At 47.2% G+C, this 17,894-nt stretch carries 17 protein-coding genes; 9 read left to right on the plus strand and 8 right to left on the minus strand.

The features are described 5' to 3' along the window. The first annotated feature begins 178 nt into the window (after positions 1–178). Positions 179–1,660 (plus strand): outer membrane protein transport protein, encoded by a 1,482-nt coding sequence (locus Q337_RS0107545; protein ID WP_026471083.1) that lies wholly within the window; start codon positions 179–181, stop codon positions 1,658–1,660. Positions 1,661–1,805: 145 nt separating this feature from the next. Here Q337_RS0107545 and thrH read toward each other — a convergent pair whose 3' ends face one another. Further along, positions 1,806–2,423, minus strand: coding sequence for a bifunctional phosphoserine phosphatase/homoserine phosphotransferase ThrH (gene thrH / locus Q337_RS0107550; protein WP_026471084.1), 618 nt, complete (start codon positions 2,421–2,423; stop codon positions 1,806–1,808). Positions 2,424–2,696: 273 nt separating this feature from the next. On the opposite strand from thrH, the gene Q337_RS0107555 reads away from it, so the two are divergent. Further along, positions 2,697–3,431 carry a phosphoadenylyl-sulfate reductase gene (locus tag Q337_RS0107555; protein WP_026471085.1) on the plus strand — a complete coding sequence of 245 codons (735 nt, stop codon included), beginning with the start codon at positions 2,697–2,699 and terminating at the stop codon, positions 3,429–3,431. Between the two features lie 375 nt (positions 3,432–3,806). Continuing rightward, positions 3,807–5,186: a WS/DGAT/MGAT family O-acyltransferase gene (locus Q337_RS0107560; RefSeq protein ID WP_026471086.1), complete on the plus strand. Its 1,380-nt coding sequence runs from the start codon at positions 3,807–3,809 to the stop codon at positions 5,184–5,186. A gap of 126 nt (positions 5,187–5,312) precedes the next feature. Here Q337_RS0107560 and Q337_RS0107565 read toward each other — a convergent pair whose 3' ends face one another. From Q337_RS0107565 to Q337_RS0107590, 6 genes are all read right to left on the minus strand, one after another. Further along, positions 5,313–5,492 carry a PA1571 family protein gene (locus Q337_RS0107565; RefSeq protein ID WP_026471087.1) on the minus strand — a complete coding sequence of 60 codons (180 nt, stop codon included), beginning with the start codon at positions 5,490–5,492 and terminating at the stop codon, positions 5,313–5,315. A 215-nt stretch (positions 5,493–5,707) separates the two neighbouring features. After that, a complete protein-coding gene (gene rng / locus Q337_RS0107570) occupies positions 5,708–7,162 on the minus strand; it encodes a ribonuclease G (protein WP_026471088.1) in 1,455 nt (484 codons plus the stop codon). A gap of 20 nt (positions 7,163–7,182) precedes the next feature. Then, positions 7,183–7,749, minus strand: a complete 567-nt coding sequence (locus Q337_RS0107575; protein WP_026471089.1) for a Maf family protein — start codon at positions 7,747–7,749, stop codon at positions 7,183–7,185. A 94-nt stretch (positions 7,750–7,843) separates the two neighbouring features. Continuing rightward, positions 7,844–8,365, minus strand: coding sequence for a rod shape-determining protein MreD (gene mreD / locus Q337_RS0107580; RefSeq protein WP_084494750.1), 522 nt, complete (start codon positions 8,363–8,365; stop codon positions 7,844–7,846). After that, positions 8,352–9,209 carry a rod shape-determining protein MreC gene (gene mreC / locus Q337_RS0107585; RefSeq protein WP_026471091.1) on the minus strand — a complete coding sequence of 286 codons (858 nt, stop codon included), beginning with the start codon at positions 9,207–9,209 and terminating at the stop codon, positions 8,352–8,354. The genes mreD and mreC overlap by 14 nt, the downstream gene beginning before the upstream one ends. Before the next feature lie 235 nt (positions 9,210–9,444). Then, positions 9,445–10,485 (minus strand): rod shape-determining protein, encoded by a 1,041-nt coding sequence (locus tag Q337_RS0107590; RefSeq protein WP_026471092.1) that lies wholly within the window; start codon positions 10,483–10,485, stop codon positions 9,445–9,447. Positions 10,486–10,642: 157 nt separating this feature from the next. On the opposite strand from Q337_RS0107590, the gene gatC reads away from it, so the two are divergent. The 6 genes from gatC to Q337_RS0107620 all read left to right on the plus strand — a co-directional run bounded on the left by gatC (position 10,643) and on the right by Q337_RS0107620 (position 16,595). After that, the gene (gene gatC / locus Q337_RS0107595) at positions 10,643–10,957 is read left to right on the plus strand and encodes an Asp-tRNA(Asn)/Glu-tRNA(Gln) amidotransferase subunit GatC (RefSeq protein ID WP_026471093.1); all 315 of its coding nucleotides are present in this window, start codon (positions 10,643–10,645) and stop codon (positions 10,955–10,957) included. A gap of 96 nt (positions 10,958–11,053) precedes the next feature. After that, on the plus strand, positions 11,054–12,604 hold the full coding sequence (gatA, locus tag Q337_RS17105; protein ID WP_051526652.1) for an Asp-tRNA(Asn)/Glu-tRNA(Gln) amidotransferase subunit GatA: 1,551 nt from the start codon (positions 11,054–11,056) through the stop codon (positions 12,602–12,604). Continuing rightward, positions 12,604–14,103: an Asp-tRNA(Asn)/Glu-tRNA(Gln) amidotransferase subunit GatB gene (gene gatB, locus Q337_RS0107605; RefSeq protein WP_051526653.1), complete on the plus strand. Its 1,500-nt coding sequence runs from the start codon at positions 12,604–12,606 to the stop codon at positions 14,101–14,103. The genes gatA and gatB overlap by 1 nt, the downstream gene beginning before the upstream one ends. Positions 14,104–14,279: 176 nt before the next feature. Then, a complete protein-coding gene (locus Q337_RS0107610) occupies positions 14,280–14,906 on the plus strand; it encodes an outer membrane beta-barrel protein (protein ID WP_026471095.1) in 627 nt (208 codons plus the stop codon). Between the two features lie 270 nt (positions 14,907–15,176). After that, positions 15,177–15,794, plus strand: coding sequence for a DUF6915 family protein (locus Q337_RS0107615; RefSeq protein ID WP_026471096.1), 618 nt, complete (start codon positions 15,177–15,179; stop codon positions 15,792–15,794). Positions 15,795–15,872: 78 nt separating this feature from the next. Next, positions 15,873–16,595 (plus strand): RNA-binding protein, encoded by a 723-nt coding sequence (locus tag Q337_RS0107620; protein ID WP_026471097.1) that lies wholly within the window; start codon positions 15,873–15,875, stop codon positions 16,593–16,595. A 72-nt stretch (positions 16,596–16,667) separates the two neighbouring features. Here the strand turns inward: Q337_RS0107620 and gltS are convergent, their stop codons facing one another. Further along, positions 16,668–17,891 (minus strand): sodium/glutamate symporter, encoded by a 1,224-nt coding sequence (gene gltS, locus Q337_RS0107625; RefSeq protein WP_026471098.1) that lies wholly within the window; start codon positions 17,889–17,891, stop codon positions 16,668–16,670. Positions 17,892–17,894: the final 3 nt, after the last annotated feature.

Below are 17,894 nucleotides of genomic sequence, written 5' to 3' on the forward strand. Positions count from 1 at the left end.
GAGTGATGAAATCCATTAATTTCTAAGCAATCAGCTTTTATCTTAATTTTCAATTCATTTTCGTGACTTAAATCACATGGTAGCATTTTCCTAAATACGATAAACTTCATCCCGAAAACCGCCTTCAGCTAATTGAAGGATTTTTTCTACCATTTTATTCATCATGGAAAGACGACCAATGAAAATGAAGTCCCTTGCTGCTGCTATAGCGCTTACTCTTGTGCCAGTTACCAGTGTGTTTGCTGCTGCCCTAGACCGCTCTGGCCAGTCTGTTGCTGCCTTCCTGCAACCTGACAATTATTTTGAGGCTGGTTTTTCTGTTCTGGATCCGGATGTTTCAGGGAAAGAAGCTGGGACAACAATAACGCGGAGAAATATTGGGGACATGGCAGATGACTATGCATTTCCTCAAGCTGCCATCAAGTTACAGCCTACCAAGAATTTCTCATTTGGTATTTTGTATGACCAGCCGTTCGGTGCGGATGCAAAGTACTCTGGGAATAATGCATTTGTAAGTCAAGGGACTGATACAGCCATCCTGAGTCAGGGTTTGGCAAATACAATATTCTCTGGTTTGAGTGCTACCCAGCGTGTAGGCGCTGCTTTACAGGCACAAGGCGTTGATCTTAGCACGGCGGCTGGCCAAGCCCGGTTAGCAGCTACTGTTGCAGCTTATAACGCTGATCCGACTACCAAACAGACAATTGATAATGGTGTAAAAGCTGTCGTTGATGCGAGAGTTGCTGGTGCTTTAACTAGCCCTGGTGTTACCGTTGGCGGCACAGGTGGAGGCACTCAGGTTGAAGTAGAAACCCAAAATTTAAGCTTCCTGTTTGGTTTCCAGCCAAATGAAAACTTTAACTTTTATGCCGGCCCGGTGTATCAAACCATTAAAGGTGATGTAAACCTAAGAGGTTTGGCCTATAGCGTGTATAGCGGTTACGATGCCAAGATTTCAGAAGAAACCGCTTGGGGCTGGCTGGCTGGTATGGCTTACCAGATTCCTGAAATTGCCTTAAAAGCATCTATCACTTACCGTTCTGAAATTGACTACGATGCCAATGTCAAGGAAACCATTCCCACTTTAGGTGCCCTGGCACTGTTGGATCCAACTGCACCAGCTACAATTGCAGCTGCTCAGGGAACTACCGCTATTACCACACCACAATCCGTCAATCTGGATTTCCAGACCGGAATCATGGCTAATACCGTGGCATTTGCCAATGTACGCTGGGTAGACTGGACTAACTTCACCATTCAGCCTTACAAATTTGGTCTGGTTTCTAAAGCAGTAGGTGCCTTAGCTAATCAGCCTAATGGATTTAACCTGGTTGAATACTCCGATGATCAATGGTCCGCTAACGTGGGTGTAGGTCGTAAGGTAAACGACAAATGGGCGGGTAACGTGTCTGTAGGTTGGGATTCTGGTGCGGGTAACCCGGTATCAACCTTAGGCCCAACAGAAGGTTACTGGAATGCTGGTGTTGGTATCCAGTATAGCCCAGCGCCAAATTACTTTGTGGCTGGTGGTGTGAAGTATTTCTGGCTGGGTGATGCCAAGGCACAAACTGGTGCACAGGCTGGTACCAATGCCTATGCTGCTGACTTTAGCGACAATAGTGCCATTGCTTACGGCCTGAAACTGGGCTATCGCTTCTAATTTTTCATGATTTGAATACTAAACTGAAAAATTAAAGTGTATAAAAAAGGGCGATTGATTCGCCCTTTTTTATCGTGTGCTTTTCTGGTTATTGTCTGCTTTTCTGGTTTTAGCAGTCTATACCAGAACCTTGCACGTATATTGGTTAAGCCGGAATATTACGCTGGGATACAGCGCGAATGGCTTCTTTTAAGGCATCATAGCCATGAATGGCTGGAAACTGCGGAAACTCGGCAATTACATTGGCAGGTGCGTCAAACAGGAAACCATGATCGGCTTCACCCAGCATGGTGGTATCGTTGTAAGAATCACCTGCTGCAATCACGCGGAAATTTAGCTGATGCAAGGCTTTAACGGCTTCACGCTTTTGGTCAGGCTGACGTAGTTTGTAATTGGATATCATGCCCTTGTCATCCACTTCCAGCTTGTGGCAGAAAATGGTTGGCCAGCCCAGCTGTTGCATCAGCGGATGGGCAAACTCATAAAACGTATCAGACAGGATAATTAACTGAAAATGGGTACGTACCCATTCTACAAATTCCTTGGCACCCGGTAATGGGCCCATGTCAGCAATCACCTCTTGAATGTCTGGCAGGCCTAGATTGTGTTCACGCAGGATATTTAAGCGCTGAGTCATCAATACGTCATAGTCTGGAATATCACGGGTAGTGGCTTCTAACGCCTTAATGCCGGTTTTCTTGGCAAAATTAATCCAGATTTCAGGTACTAAAACCCCTTCCAAATCCAAACAGACCAGTTCCATGATGACTCCAAATCTTAAAAAAATATTTAACTAAGCCAGATTTATGCGTCGCAACTGTACATGGGTTTTTGTATTTGGTCGAGTGCTAATATCCCTGCGCTTTTGTTTTGCTGGCTTTATTTTTATCTAAAGGGTTGAGCTACTAAAAAATGATAGCACTTTACTTTATAATTGAGTACTTGCCATTACACCGTTTTGCCTGAACAGTTACTATTTTATAGGCCCTGTTTGTATCCCAGCCGGTTCTGTTCCGCCATTTTGCCAGGAGTTCTCATGACTGTTATTCCCACTATTAACGAAACTGAAGCCTTGGCCCAGGTCTATGCCGATCGTTCACCACGCGAAATTCTTGAACTAGCGCTAAACCAGCCCGGTGAAATTGCCATTTCCTTTAGTGGTGCTGAAGATGTAGTGCTGATTGACATGGCGTCACGTATTGGCAAACCATTTCGGGTATTTAGTCTGGATACAGGCCGGCTGCACCGTGAGACTTACCAGTTTATTGAAACCGTGCGCAAGCATTACGGCATTAAAATTGAAATCTGTTTTCCGGAGCCTGAGGCGGTACAGGCCATGGTTAATGAAAAGGGGCTGTTCAGCTTTTATGTGGATGATCACAAGGAGTGCTGTGGAATTCGCAAGGTACAGCCGCTGCGTAAGAAACTGGCAGGGCTGGATGGCTGGATTACAGGACAGCGCAAGGATCAAAGCCCCGGCACCCGTACTGCCATTCCCGTGATTCAGGCTGATCCGGGCATGGCAGGCCCTGGCCGTGAGCTGATCAAGTATAATCCGCTGGCCAACTGGAGCAGTAGCGATGTGTGGAACTACATCCGTATGATGGAAATTCCCTATAATCCGCTGCATGAAAAAGGCTTTGTTTCGATTGGCTGTGAACCTTGCACCAAGCCCATTCTGCCCAACCAGCATGAACGTGAAGGTCGCTGGTGGTGGGAGGAAGATACCAAGAAAGAATGTGGCCTGCATGCCGGAAATATCCAGTCCTGAGATCCGCCAGTGGTAAAATCCGTTTAATAAATAATCTTGCTCATGCCCTGCTTTCATAAGGAACAGGGCATTATTTTTAGCTGTTTTTTGTAGTTTTCATCACACAAAAACCAATTATATTGTCTAACAATTAAAGCCTCACTTAAGTAAAACTGTATTTAAGTATTTCACTTAAAAATATTTCTAATAGATAGCTTCTTGAAAAACAATGCATTTGCTAGTCATCTACTTTTCTTGGCATGACTCATGCTTAGTCTCTATATCATGCTACAATGCTTAAATTGTCTTACATTATTTAGATGTTCGCGTTTAGCATCGTGTGATATCCCTATATGTTGAATTTAATAATAAGCTATGTTTTTGGAGAGGTTTAACATGCGTCCGCTCAGTCCCGTCGACTTTATTTTCTTATCACTGGAAAAACGTCAGCAGCCCATGCATGTTGGTGGATTGTTCCTGTTTAAACTTCCTGAAAATGCACCGGCAGATTTTGTGCACCAACTGGTGGAAGACATCCGTAATTCCCGGGCAGTTCCGGTTGCGCCATTTAATCAGGTGTTAAATGGCATCTTTTGGGGCGAAGATGAAGAATTTGACCTTGACCAGCATTTTCGCCATATCTCATTGCCGCGTCCGGGCCGTATCCGCGAGCTGCTGGTCTATGTTTCACAGGAACACAGTGCACTGATTGACCGCGCCAAACCCCTATGGGAATGCCATATTATTGAAGGAATTGAAGGCAACCGGTTTGCCATGTTCTTTAAAATGCATCATGCCATGGTGGATGGTGTGGCTGGTATGCGCCTGCTGGAAAAATCCCTGTCGCATTCACCTACTGAAAACAGCATCGTTCCGCCATGGGCTGTTAAGAACAACAAACTCAAGCGCCCAAAGGCCAACCCACTTAGCAAGACAGCCAAGCTGGTGCGGGTACTGACTGAACAAATCCAGACCGTGCCAAATCTTAGCCGTGAACTGATCAATACCGTGTTTCAGGAAATGGGCAGAAACCCGGATTATGTGTCTACCTTTCAGGCACCGCAATGCATTATCAACCAGCCGATCAGTGCCTCACGCCGCTTTGCCGCCCAGTCTTATGATCTGGCGCGCTTCCGTAATGTGGCCAAAAAACTGGGTGTGACCATTAATGATGTAGTGCTGGCAGTATGTTCCGGTGCCCTGCGCTCTTATCTGATTGGCCAGCGTGCCTTGCCGAAAAAGCCACTGGTTGCCATGGTACCCATTTCCCTGCGCACCGATGACAGCCATAGTGGTAACCAGATTTCCATGATTTTGGCTAATCTGGGTACGCACAAAGGCGATCCGCTGGAGCGTCTGGAAATTATCAAGCGCAGTGTTTTAAATGCCAAAAACCGTTTTGGCCGCATGAAACCCAGCGAAATTCTGGGTTACAGCGGTCTGGTGTATTCCATGGCTGGCCTGAACCTGCTGTCAGGTGCATTGCCGCGTCATCAGGCCTTTAATCTGGTGATTTCCAATGTACCAGGGCCACGTGAGCCACTGTACTGGAATGGCGCCCAACTGGATGCGCTCTACCCGGCTTCTGTACTGATGGATGGTCAGGCGCTTAACATTACCCTGACCAGCTATATGGATAAACTGGAAGTGGGCATTACGGCTTGCCGTCATGTGTTACCACGGGTGCAAAGTCTGCTGGCGCTGCTGGAAGAAGAAATCCAGACGTTTGAACACCTAACCCGCTTTATGGAACATCCTGCCAGCATTAACGTCTAAATATCGTTCTGACCATCTTAAGGATTGCCTTAAAAGAGCCACAAAAAAAGGTGACTTGATTAAATATCAATGTCACCTTTTTAATTCATTCTTTATATAATTTAAATCAAATACTTGAGCTATTTATCAGGATTTATTTTTCGCTGGCAGATGACAACGTGTCTTTAATTCATGGCAGGCCAGCTTAATCATAGCGTCTGTAATCCTGCACATTTCGCCCTGCTCATTAATGACATAACCTGCTGCATCACCAGTGGTTAGTCTGGCGCTGCTTAACGTTTCAAACACCTTGCTTTTAGCATTCATACCTACACCTCGCTACCAGACATGCCCGTGTCGTTGGCTCCAGGATTAGTATAAAACTCAAAGTGTGATGGCGTTAAATAAAATACCACCCAATGTGTAAGGACTTATATCATTTTGCGGTAAAAAAGGATTCTGATAAGCAAAATCCTTGTTGTATCTGACACTTTTCAAGCTGGATAAGATGATTAGATTTTAGCTGTTCCGCCAGATAATCCTTAACTTAATACAATGTCGTATTGCTCTTGCGTATACAGGTTTTCGACCTGAAACTTGATCACACGGTCAATAAAATGTTCCAGATCAGCAACGGCAGTGGCTTCAGTCGACAGTAACCGGTCAATAATCGCAGGACTGGCCACCACGGTATAACCATTAGGCGCCTGATAAGCCCGTGCCAGCCGCAGTACCTCGCGGAAAATTTCATAGCAGACGGTTTCAGCGGTTTTCACGTAGCCGCGACCCTGACAGGTCGGGCAGGATTCGCACAGTAAATGCTCCAGCGACTCACGGGTACGCTTGCGGGTCATTTCCACTAATCCCAGCTCGGACACTTGCGTGATCTTGGTTTTGGCGTGATCACGTTCCAGCATTTTTTCCAGTGACTTCATCACCTCTTCACGGTGTGCCAGTTCCTGCATGTCAATGAAATCAATAATGATAATGCCGCCCAGATTGCGCAGTCGTAACTGGCGGGTAATGGCATGCGTGGCTTCCAGATTGGTTTTAAATACCGTATCTTCCAGCGAACGCCCACCCACAAATGAACCCGTATTAACGTCAATGGTGGTCATGGCTTCGGTCTGGTCAATCATCAGATAACCGCCAGACTTCAGCGCCACCCGGGTTTGCAGTGCTTTTTGCAGGTCATCTTCAACATTGTAGAGGTCAAACAGCGGACGCTCACCAGGATAATGATGCAAACGATCCTGCAAGCCGGGCACAAACTCATCGACAAATTCGGTCAGTTTGGCATGTACTTCGCGCGAATCCACATAAATCTTGGCGGTTTGTCCGTTAGCCAGATCACGGATGATACGTTGTGGTAGTGGTAATTCTTCAAAAATCAGGCCGGGTGCTGCAATCTGCTTTTGGCGTTTCTGGATATATTCCCATAGGCGCGCCAAATAACGCATGTCCTGTTCAATATCTTCGCGTGCGACCCCTTCCGCTGCAGTACGGACAATCACACTACCCGGCAGCTTATGTTGTGGCTGGATTTCTTCAATTAAAGCCTTTAAGCGCTCGCGTTCTTCTTCCTGTTCGATACGCTGGCTGATCCCGGTGTGATGACCATACGGCATGAGCACCAGATAACGTGATGGAATGGACAAATCGGTTGACAGGCGCGCACCCTTGCTGCCCAGCATGTCTTTCATCACCTGTACGGTAATTTGCTGGCCTGCATGTAGGATTTCCATCACATTGGGAATGGGCTGGTGACGTGGCCAGACCATGTCATTAATATGCAAAAATGCAGTACGCGACAGGCCAATTTCCACAAAAGCAGCCTGCATGCCGGGCAAAACCCGCACCACCTTACCATTATAGATATTGCCGACCAGACCACGCCGCGCAGTCCGTTCAACAAACAGCTCTTGCACCACGCCATTTTCAATTAACGCAACACGGCACTCCATTGGCGTTATATTTATCAAGAGCTCTTCAGACATGAAATTTCCAGCAAACAGGTTTAATGGTTTATAGATTGAATTTCTTTCAGTAAATCGAGTGTTTCAAACAAGGGTAATCCTACCACATTGCTATAGCTGCCATGGATTTTTGGAATGAACGCAGCGCCCAGTCCCTGAATGGCATAGCCTCCTGCTTTCCCAATCGGCTCTCCGGTGTGCCAGTAAGCCTGCATGTCCGCCAGACTTAATCGCGCAAAATGCACTTCTGTGGTTACGCGGCGATGTAATACAGTTTGGTTTCGGGCAACAGCCACGCCAGTCATCACAAAATGGTCACGACCAGACAAACGCTGCCACATGGCAAAGGCATCTGCCTGATCCTGCGGTTTGCCCAGAATTTTTCCATCAATGGTTACCGTGGTATCAGCCGCAATCACAATGGTATCGGCTGGCAGGTGAGGAATAGCTGCTTGTGCCTTTTGAATGGCAAGGCGCACTACATAATCGGCAGGTGCTTCATGCAGATGCGGACTTTCATCAATCTCAAATACCTGCACTGTGAATCCTACGCCAACCTGCTCTAACAGTTCTTTACGTCGTGGTGACCCTGAAGCCAGAACAATCATTGCTAGTTCCTAAAAAGTTTTTGACTATCCCAAGTGCTGTTTTACGCCAACAGCCGGGCTATATCCAGCTCGTTACAACTTGGATATTGAACCGCTAGGCTCGCCAGCGCCGTAATATTAGATAAATTAGTGGCCACAGGGCCATACTGCTCCACAAAGGCCGCCAGTGCTTGATAATTGGAAACTGGATATTGGCCATTTTCTGGAAAAACAGTTGAATCAACAAATGCAGGAAAACGGCAACGGCTGCAATAATCCACAGGTTACCGAAAGTTAAAATGCGCTGGTTACGGGTAAAGTAGCGTGCCAAAAACGCAATAATGACAAAGCTGAGCGCATACTGGCCCAGTATCGCATCCATCATAAAATCAGTAGCCACGCCTAGGCTAAAAGCAAACCAAATCCCACACCAGGCCGGCTGACACAGCACCCAGAACAGCATAATCAGCAGGAAAAACAGTGGACGCCAGGAGGCTATATCATACGGCAAAGGATAAACCATCAGCACCGAAGCCACCACGATACTGACAATAATGGCGATTAGTGGATCAGGTGACTGGCTGCCGCCACCCAGCGTACGGCCACTTAAGCGGCGGCCAAACTCAAGAAGTGGCATAGGGTTGCTCCAGGGCTAAAGGCTCGGAAAACAGCACCACCACATGATGTCCGCCTTCAAGTTGTGCCAGAGGCTTGACATCAATGCTGGCAAATTCACCGGCACCATGCCGGGCAATGGCAGTGACCATGCCCACCGGATAACCGGCTGGAAACTGCTCACCCAAACCTGAGCTGATTAACCGGTCACCAACCTTGATATCTGCCGTGTTAGGCACGTATTGCATGGCCAGACGCCCACTATCGCCAGTACCCGCCACAATACCACGCATGCCGGTCCGTTCAATCCGCACCGAAATGGCGTGCTCCTTGTCTGATAGCAGCATCACCCGAGCACTGTGCGGATAAACATCAATCACCTGCCCCATAATGCCCTTGTCATCCAGAATGGTCTGGCCGGTTTTAACCTGCTCAAGGCGGCCCTTGTTGATAATTAGAATCTGGCGCAACGGATCGGTATCTGTACCAATCACCTCACTGATCAGCATGCGGCCATCAATAATCAGCGGGGTATTCAGCAAGCCACGCAGGCGAGTATTTTCAGCAGACAGTTCAGACAGTTTTTGCAGACGCACACGGTTTTGTAGCAGCTCGGCACGTATGGCCGTATTTTCGCGCCGTAGCTGATCTTCTGACTTGCTTTGCTGGCGAAACCAGTCACCGGACAGTACCGGATAGCTGGCTAGTGCATAAATCGGGTTAAATGCACGGTGCACCAGACTGCGCACTGGCGTTACATAGTCCTCATAGCGCCAGTTGATGAAAATCAGGACAAAACAGGCAATCAGTGCCAGCGTAAAAGAACGGATCGCTGGCGGCTGACGGCTGAAAATATTGGACTGCACCGAACCGCCTTTAGACTTAAAAAATGATTACTGTGGTTCGACAAGCTCACCAACCGTGGTTCCTGAGCTTGCCGAAGAATGGTTCGACACGTCCCCTGAGCCTGCCGAAGGGTGGTTCCTGAGCTTATAGTTTGACAAGATCAAGAACCATTGAAGGACAACAGCCATCTTTGAATAGCAGCCTTTATCTTGTCAAAAGACCTTGTTTATCAAAGAAATAAAGTACTAAAAATCCTTAGCCTACAAACAGCATGTCGTAGTTTGGATTGTCAAAGTATTCCAGCACCTTGCCGCCACCGCGGGTCACGCAAGTCAGCGGGTCTTCGGCCACCACCACCGGCAGGCCGGTTTCCTGTGACAGCAGCTTGTCCAGGTTACGCAGCAATGCACCACCACCCGTCAATACAATGCCACGCTCGGCAATATCGGCAGACAATTCAGGCGGGGTTTGTTCCAACGCTGTTTTCACCGCACTGACAATGCTGGACAATGGATCAGAAATAGCCGTCAGCACTTCTTCGGAATTAATCACAAAGGAGCGCGGCACCCCTTCGGCCAGATTACGGCCACGCACTTCAATTTCCAGTACCTTGCCATCCGCATAGGCCATACCAACTTCCTGCTTGATGCGCTCAGCGGTGGTTTCACCAATCACACAACCATGTGCCTTGCGCACGTAATTGATGAGCTGTTCATCAAAAATGTCGCCACCAATACGCAGGGAATCAGAATAGACACAGCCTGACAGGGAAATAATGGCAATTTCAGTCGTACCGCCGCCAACATCTACCACCATGGAGCCACAGGCCTGCTCAACCGGCATGCCCGCACCAATGGCAGCAGCCATCGGTTCTTCAATCAGGCGCACATCGCGCGCACCAGCACGCTCTACCGCTTCACGGATGGCACGGCGCTCAACCAGTGTAGACTTGCATGGCACGCACACCACCACGCGCGGTGTTGGTGGTAACAGGCGTTTTTCATGAACCTTGTGAATAAAGTACTGCAACATGGTTTCAGTGACTTCAAAGTCGGCAATCACGCCATCCTTTAAAGGACGAATAGCAGAAATATTGGCTGGCGTACGGCCCAGCATCTGTTTCGCATCAATACCGACAGCAGCAACCGTTTTATTTGAACCGCTGTGACGGATGGCCACAACTGTGGGTTCATCTAATACAATACCGCGACCAGGTGCATAAATAAGCGTGTTTGCTGTACCAAGATCAATGGCCAGATCTGTGGAAAACAGGCCAAAAAGACGTTTTAAAATCACGGGGCATTCCAGGAGAAAATGAAGTGGCAAATTAGATGACAATGCAAGGACGCAACTTTAACGAAATGCTATTATTTAGACAAGCCATTTGGACAAGTCGGCATCTTGTGATAACGTGCCGCAATTATACTTTTTATGATGATGCAGGTGTGCTTTTATGTCAGCAAACACAAGCCAAACCGACAACACATTAACCGCACATGACGTTGAAAAAATTGCCATATTAAGCCGTCTGGCCATTGATGACAGCAAGGCAACTGCCTATGCAGCGAGCCTCAATAAAATCCTGTCCCTGATGCAGGCATTGCAGGCCATTGATACCACGGATGTTGAGCCGCTTAAAAGCCCGTTTGATCATCCACAGCCATTGCGTGACGACATCGTGGCCGAGCCAAATCGCCGTGACGATTATCAGGCCGTAGCCCCGGCCACCCAGGATGGCCTGTATCTGGTGCCGCGCGTTATTGAGTAACCACTGGCTGAGTAATCGTTGAATAGGGCCAAAAATCAGGCTTTTTGCTGCAATGGATTTCTTATTTTTTCTTTAACAAAATATATCTGAATCATTATGACCGACCATTCTTCGTCTGAACTGCATCAGCTCAGTGTACGCCAACTTGGTGAGGGCCTTGCTGCCAAAAAGTTTTCATCCGTTGAGCTGACCCAGCATTATTTACAGCGTATTGCTACCATTGATCCACAGCTCAACAGCTATGTTACTGTCACCAATGAACTGGCACTCGCACAAGCACAAGCCGCTGATCAGGCACGCGCTACTGGCACGGCAGGCATCCTGACTGGCATTCCGCTGGCGCACAAGGACATTTTTTGCACCCAAGGCATTAAGACCACTGCCGGCTCCAAAATGCTGGGCGACCCAAAAAATCCATTTATTGCACCCTACAATGCCACCGTAGTTGAAAAATGCCTGAATGCCGGACTGGTTACGCTGGGCAAGGTCAACATGGACGAATTTGCCATGGGTTCCAGCAATGAAAATTCATTTTATGGGGCCACCAAAAACCCGTGGAGTTTTGACCGGGTGCCCGGTGGCTCATCTGGTGGTTCAGCCGCCGCTATTGCCGCAGACCTGACACCGCTGGCAACCGGCACCGATACCGGCGGTTCCATTCGCCAGCCTGCCTCGTTTTGTGGCTTAACCGGCATCAAGCCAACTTATGGCCGGATTTCACGTTTTGGCATGATTGCTTATGCTTCCAGTTTTGATCAGGCTGGCCCCATGGCACGTTCTGCCGAAGACTGTGCTTATCTGCTGCAAGTCATGTCGGGTCACGATGCCAAGGACTCGACCAGTGTTGACCGTCCAGTTGATGACTATGTTGCTGAGCTAAATCAGGGCGCTGACTTAAACCAGCCATTGAAAGGCCTGCGTATTGGCCTGCCACGCCAGTACTTTGGTCACAATGGTTTAAACAGTGAAGTGCAAAGCCGTATTGATGCAGCGCTGCAACAACTACAACAGCTCGGTGCCATAATGGTGGATATTGATCTTGACACCACTGATGCGGCCATTCCTGCCTATTACCTGTTGGCTCCGGCAGAAGCATCCAGCAACCTGTCGCGTTATGATGGTGTGCGCTATGGCTATCGCTGTGAAAACCCCACTGACCTGACCGACCTGTATAGCCGTTCGCGCGCTGAAGGTTTTGGCGATGAAGTACAGCGCCGGATTTTAATTGGCACCTATGCCCTGTCTGCCGGTTACTACGATGCCTATTATGTGAAAGCACAAAAAGTGCGTCGCCTGATTCAGCAGGACTTTTTACGTGCCTTTGCACAGGTTGATGTGATTGCCGGGCCAACAGCACCCAGCACCGCCTACCAGATTGGTGAAAACCTTGATCCAGTGAGCATGTATCTGGGTGATATTTATACCATTGCCGTGAATCTTGCTGGTTTGCCGGCCATTAGTGCGCCAGTTGGCTTTGATGACAACAAGCTACCTGTGGGGCTGCAACTCATTGGCCCGTATTGGTCTGAAAGCAAACTGTTATCCATTGTTCATCAGTATCAGCAGCACACTGACTGGCACCTGCAACGCTCACCGCTGATTGCTGCCCAGCTCAACAGCGCAGCAAGTGCACAGGAGAACGCATAATGACGCAAGCAACTGCCCAATCTATTACAAATCAATCCAGTGCAAAATCCAAACTAGTGCATGGCTGGGAAGTGGTCATTGGCCTTGAAATCCATTGCCAGCTCAATACCAACAGCAAGATTTTTTCCGGCGCCTCCACCACATTTGGTGCCGAACCCAATACGCAAGCCAGCCTGATTGACCTGGCCCTGCCCGGTGTATTGCCAGTGTTGAACCGTGAAGTGGTTAATAAAGCCATCCGGTTTGGCTTAGGTATTGATGCTGAAATTGGCCGCGCCTCGGTATTTGCCCGTAAAAACTATTTTTATCCCGATTTGCCTAAAGGCTACCAGATTAGCCAAATGGATCATCCGATTGTAGGCAAGGGTTTTGTCGACATCACGCTGGATGATGGCAGCACCAAACGCATCGGGGTCACCCGGGCGCATCTGGAAGAAGATGCCGGTAAATCACTGCACGAAGATTTTGCCGGTATGACCGGAATCGACTTAAACCGTGCCGGAACTCCGCTGCTTGAAATTGTGTCCGAACCGGACATGCGTTCGGCTGAGGAAGCCGTAGCCTATGTGCGCACCATTCATGCGCTGGTGCGCTGGCTGGGCATTAGCGATGGCAACATGGCCGAAGGTTCGTTCCGGTGTGACTGTAACGTGTCCATCCGCCAGCCGGGTGATGAATACGGTACCCGCTGCGAGCTAAAAAATATCAACTCTTTCCGCTTCATTGAACGTGCCATTGATGCTGAAGTGGAACGCCAGATTGATCTGATTGAAAGTGGCGGCCGTGTGATTCAAGCCACGCGCTTGTACGATCCCAACAAAAATGAAACCCGCAGCATGCGCTCCAAGGAAGAAGCCAACGACTACCGTTACTTCCCTGATCCTGACCTGCTGCCTGTCGAAATTTCTGAAGCACAAATTGAGCAAATCCGTGCTGAATTGCCAGAGCTTCCAGTGGCTCGCCGTGAGCGTTTTATCAGCTATTACCAATTACCGGAATATGATGCCCGTGTCCTCACAGGTTCGCGTGATCTGGCCGATTTCTATGAAGCCACCGTGCAAGCCGCTGGTGGTGAAAAACAGGCCAAGCAATCGGCCAACTGGGTGATGGGTGATGTGCTGGGTAGCTTAAACAAAGCTGAAAAAGACATTACCGAGTCCCCAATTAGCCCGCAACAACTGGGTGGCCTGATTGCCCGCATTGTGGATAACACCATTAGCGGCAAAATTGCCAAACAGGTGTTTGCCGAAATGTTTGCGGGCACTGGACAAACGGCCGACCAGATCATTGAAGCCAAGGGCCTCAAGCAGGAAACCGATACAGGTGCCATTGAAGCCATTATTAAGGAAGTACTCGCTGCCAATGGAAACATGGTGGCTGAATATAAATCCGGCAAGGAAAAGGCTTTTAATGGCTTGGTAGGTCAAGTGATGAAAGCCTCCAAAGGCAAGGCCAATCCGGCACAAGTGAATCAGTTGATGAAGCAATTGCTGGGTTAAGTCTTTATCGTTTTCTATGTTTTTAAAAAGGCCATGTTCATTGATGAGCATGGCTTTTTTTGTTTTTATCCTGATAAAATTTTAAAACTCACCTGGATAATTTAATTGACTTTGTAACCCAAAAAATGAAGAATGCGCGCGTCAAATTCTGACTATAAATCATTAGGTAAATATAAATGTTGAAGCAGCTATCTTTGCTTACCCTAACACTGATTACAACAAGTTCTTTTGCCGCAACGTTACAGTATCAACCCTTTGTTGATCTGGGTATCGGCCAAACTACCGTCAAAAATTTTTGTGATGGGCTGGAAGACGCACCTGTCAGTTGTGATGACAAAGACACCACTTTCCGCATTGGCGGCGGCCTGATGTTTAATGACAACATTAGTGCTGAATTAACCTACCTGAATTTTGGTAAGGCTACCGTTAACGGTTCACTGCCTGGCATCATCACTGCACAAGCTGAAGCCAAGATTTCTGCCATTGCATTACAGGTGGGAGCTTATGCACCACTAAACCCTCAGTTTAGCGTTTATGGCAAGCTAGGGCCTGCTGTAGTTAATGGTGAATTTAAAACCCAGATTATTGATTACACGGGTTATGTAGGTAGCGAAAATACTGAAGAAAGTGACTCACAGGTTGAAGCACTATTCACTGTCGGCGCCAGCTATCAATTCTCGCCTGCCCTGTCTGCTAATCTTCAACTGGATTATATTCCTCAGGTTGGCGATGATGATGAAGAAGAAGGTAGCGATCAGCTCGACCTTCAGACTTTTACACTGGGCCTGAAATATAAGTTCTAAGTCAGTTTAACTATAAGTTATCCATATAAAACACTGCTCCTAGTGAGCAGTTTTTTTATGGCTGAGTTTTAATGATTTGTTGGCTGATAAATTGCTTACTAAAGGATTTATTTAAGGAACCACGACTAAGCCATTGATTATGTATTTTAAAATTTATAAGAACCTGAAAATATTCAAGCGACAATATATGACTTAACAACTCATGAGAATCATCCATTGCCTTATTTTTTTGCTAGGATGCTTTTAAAATAAAATGGAACAAACCCAACCATGAATCCCGTACAGCACGCGCAAATTTCACAACGGCGGCGCGGTGGCGAACTAGAAGACTATATTGATATTCATGCCTTGATCGACAGCACCAAAATGCTCTGTACCGACAATCGCCACCGGATTTTGCATACCTTTTGGGGCGTGCAGGAAGTCATCATTCCTATATTTGGCCATCATTTTAATAATAGCGCCGGCAAAACAATTGAGGTTAAAGACCTGTGTGAAAAAGACCATTTGCTGGTGGATTTTCACCATCGCTTTATTCCAACTTTGGGCGATTTTGTGGCAGCCATGCAGGATATTCCCACGGACGGTTTGGCCAGGCGGCTGGAAAAATTTCACTGTGACGTGATTAATGACCCCAAATTATCCGCTACCCTGCTCTCGCCCTTATCCGTTACCGGGCAATTAAAATCACTGCTGATCACCCACAATAGCTGGTTTATCAATACCATTTTACCGCTGATGGGCAAAAGTAACGCCAAATTTATTGAGTTTGATATCACACCTGCCATGTTTTTTAATCCGATGCGCTTTGAGCTGTGGATGGATAATGGCATGGTAGTGCCGCCTAGCGCGCTGAAATTGCGGGATTTAAAAAGTAAGATTGCTTAGGAACTAACTTTCAAACCGCTTCATCTAAAATTTTTAGGCCATAACACTCAAGTCAATTAAATAAAGGACATCCAAACCATGAGCAACCTTAAATACGTCATCCGCCATAATGAATTTGCCTACAACGATGAATGGTTTTTAACTAATGATGTCACTGCCGGGCAAATTGCTGCAGTTTATACTGATAAAGCCGAAGCGGAACAGGCTTATAAGACCCTGATTGTTGACGCCTTATATAATGAATATGAGTTAAGCCAGTACGATATTGGCAATGGTGAGGCAGACGATGAAACCTATGAAAAAATTGAAGCCTTTATTTTAGAAAAAACTGGCAAACCCTTTGATAATGAAACACTGCCAGAAATGAATGAAGACGATGCCTTTGAACTTGCCAAATTGTCTGGCATTTTATGTTATCAACTGATCGAATTTGATGACAGCAAGCCGCATTATGCGATTTGGTTAAATGAAGAAGAATCCTATATGGATCATTATGATACTGGTTCAGTATTGTTTGATCATGATCCCGATTTTATTGAAGGTAGCGATTGCGACTGGTACTTTTTAAGTAGAATGGATCAAACCCTGCAAGGTAACTTGGCTGATCTGAGTGATAGTCCTGAAATTTTGCAGGTCTTTTTGCAAAACGCTCAAGGCATCAGCTTTGATACACAACAGCGGTGTTTAACAATCAGCGGTAATCGCTCGAACTACCAGACCATCAAGGCACTGAATGCCTTGCTTAAACAGCCTTTATTTGAAATACATAGCCTAACCCTTGAGCAGATTCAGGAAATGTAAAAACTTTTTCATTCAAATAAAAAAGCTGCTAAACAGTCCATATTGGCAGCTTTTTTATTTTTAGCGTTTAAATTAACCAATAAACTTGATAAACACCTGAATCACGCCCGCATTAATCAAGTCAATAAAGAACGCACCGACCATAGGCACAATCAAAAAAGCCTTATGCGATGGGCCGTATTTGTTGGTAATGGCCTGCATATTGGCAACGGCAGTTGGTGTTGCGCCCATGCCAAAACCACAATGTCCCGCCGCCAGTACTGCCGCATCATAATCACGGCCCATGCCATAAAACGTTACGAAGTAGGCATATAAGGCCATCACCACGGTTTGCGCTGCCAGAATCACCATCAGGGGTGCAGCCAGGCCTGCCAGTTCCCACAGCTTTAACGACAGCAAGGCCATGGCTAAAAACAGCGACAGCGAAGCACTGCCAAACACATCAATGGCCCGGTCAAACATGTCTACACGAAAAATATATTCCAGCGCATTGCGGATAATCACGCCGCCACCTAATGCCCAGACAAAAGTGGGTAGCTCAAAGACTGTCCCCTTGGCAATAATCGTCATATAGTCGGCAAACGCTAAACAGGCGGCAAATAGCGCCAATGTTTCAACTGCGCTGGTGGCAGTGATCAGGCGCTCCTTTTGCGGTTGCTCAAAATTCAGTACATCACTGTTTTCAGTTACAGGTAAATTGTTATTGGCCTGTGGTGCAGGCAAATGCAGATGATGACGCGCAATCAGCGAACGAGCAAGCGGCCCGCCAATCAGACCACCAATGACCAGCCCAAACGTGGCACAGGCAATTCCTAGCGTGACTGCACCCTGTATACCGTATTTTTGTTCCAGCACTTGCCCCCACGCACCTGCCGTGCCGTGACCACCCACCAGTGTGATGGAACCGGCAATTAGACCAATTAGCGGATCAAGCCCCAGCGCCGTTGCCAGACCAATCCCCACCACATCCTGCACTAAAATAAACACGGCAATAATGGCCAGAAAAACCACCAGACCCTTGCCACCAGCTTTTAACTTGGCAAAGTTGGCGCTCAAGCCAATGGAAGCAAAGAAAATCAGCATGAATGCGGTTTGCAGGTCTTTATGAAAATTAAACTGGTAACCAGTGAGCGCATGAATCGCAAACAGGATAATGGCAGCTACCAGACCGCCAGCCACGGGTTCGGGGATATTAAAATCCTGCAAAAAGCGGATTTTTTTCACCAGATATTGGCCAATTAATAAAATAATTACGGCGCTAATCAAGGTGTAATAGGCGTTTAAAGTAAAGTCCATTTT

Origin of the sequence: Alkanindiges illinoisensis DSM 15370, from assembly GCF_000619845.1 — a bacterium.
Classification (GTDB): domain Bacteria; phylum Pseudomonadota; class Gammaproteobacteria; order Pseudomonadales; family Moraxellaceae; genus Alkanindiges; species Alkanindiges illinoisensis.

Bases quoted from the DNA above. Each gene is read 5' to 3' on its own strand.
- gatC (WP_026471093.1), top strand. From the start codon at position 10,643: ATGTCAGCAAACACAAGCCAAACCGACAACACATTAACCGCACATGAC.
- thrH (WP_026471084.1), bottom strand. From the start codon at position 2,423: ATGGAACTGGTCTGTTTGGATTTGGAAGGGGTTTTAGTACCTGAAATC.
- Q337_RS0107610 (WP_026471095.1), top strand. From the start codon at position 14,280: ATGTTGAAGCAGCTATCTTTGCTTACCCTAACACTGATTACAACAAGT.
- rng (WP_026471088.1), bottom strand. From the start codon at position 7,162: ATGTCTGAAGAGCTCTTGATAAATATAACGCCAATGGAGTGCCGTGTT.
- Q337_RS0107555 (WP_026471085.1), top strand. From the start codon at position 2,697: ATGACTGTTATTCCCACTATTAACGAAACTGAAGCCTTGGCCCAGGTC.
- Q337_RS0107565 (WP_026471087.1), bottom strand. From the start codon at position 5,492: ATGAATGCTAAAAGCAAGGTGTTTGAAACGTTAAGCAGCGCCAGACTA.
- Q337_RS0107575 (WP_026471089.1), bottom strand. From the start codon at position 7,749: ATGATTGTTCTGGCTTCAGGGTCACCACGACGTAAAGAACTGTTAGAG.
- mreD (WP_084494750.1), bottom strand. From the start codon at position 8,365: ATGCCACTTCTTGAGTTTGGCCGCCGCTTAAGTGGCCGTACGCTGGGT.
- Q337_RS0107620 (WP_026471097.1), top strand. From the start codon at position 15,873: ATGAGCAACCTTAAATACGTCATCCGCCATAATGAATTTGCCTACAAC.
- gatA (WP_051526652.1), top strand. From the start codon at position 11,054: ATGACCGACCATTCTTCGTCTGAACTGCATCAGCTCAGTGTACGCCAA.
- Q337_RS0107615 (WP_026471096.1), top strand. From the start codon at position 15,177: ATGAATCCCGTACAGCACGCGCAAATTTCACAACGGCGGCGCGGTGGC.
- gatB (WP_051526653.1), top strand. From the start codon at position 12,604: ATGACGCAAGCAACTGCCCAATCTATTACAAATCAATCCAGTGCAAAA.
- gltS (WP_026471098.1), bottom strand. From the start codon at position 17,891: ATGGACTTTACTTTAAACGCCTATTACACCTTGATTAGCGCCGTAATT.
- Q337_RS0107545 (WP_026471083.1), top strand. From the start codon at position 179: ATGAAAATGAAGTCCCTTGCTGCTGCTATAGCGCTTACTCTTGTGCCA.
- Q337_RS0107560 (WP_026471086.1), top strand. From the start codon at position 3,807: ATGCGTCCGCTCAGTCCCGTCGACTTTATTTTCTTATCACTGGAAAAA.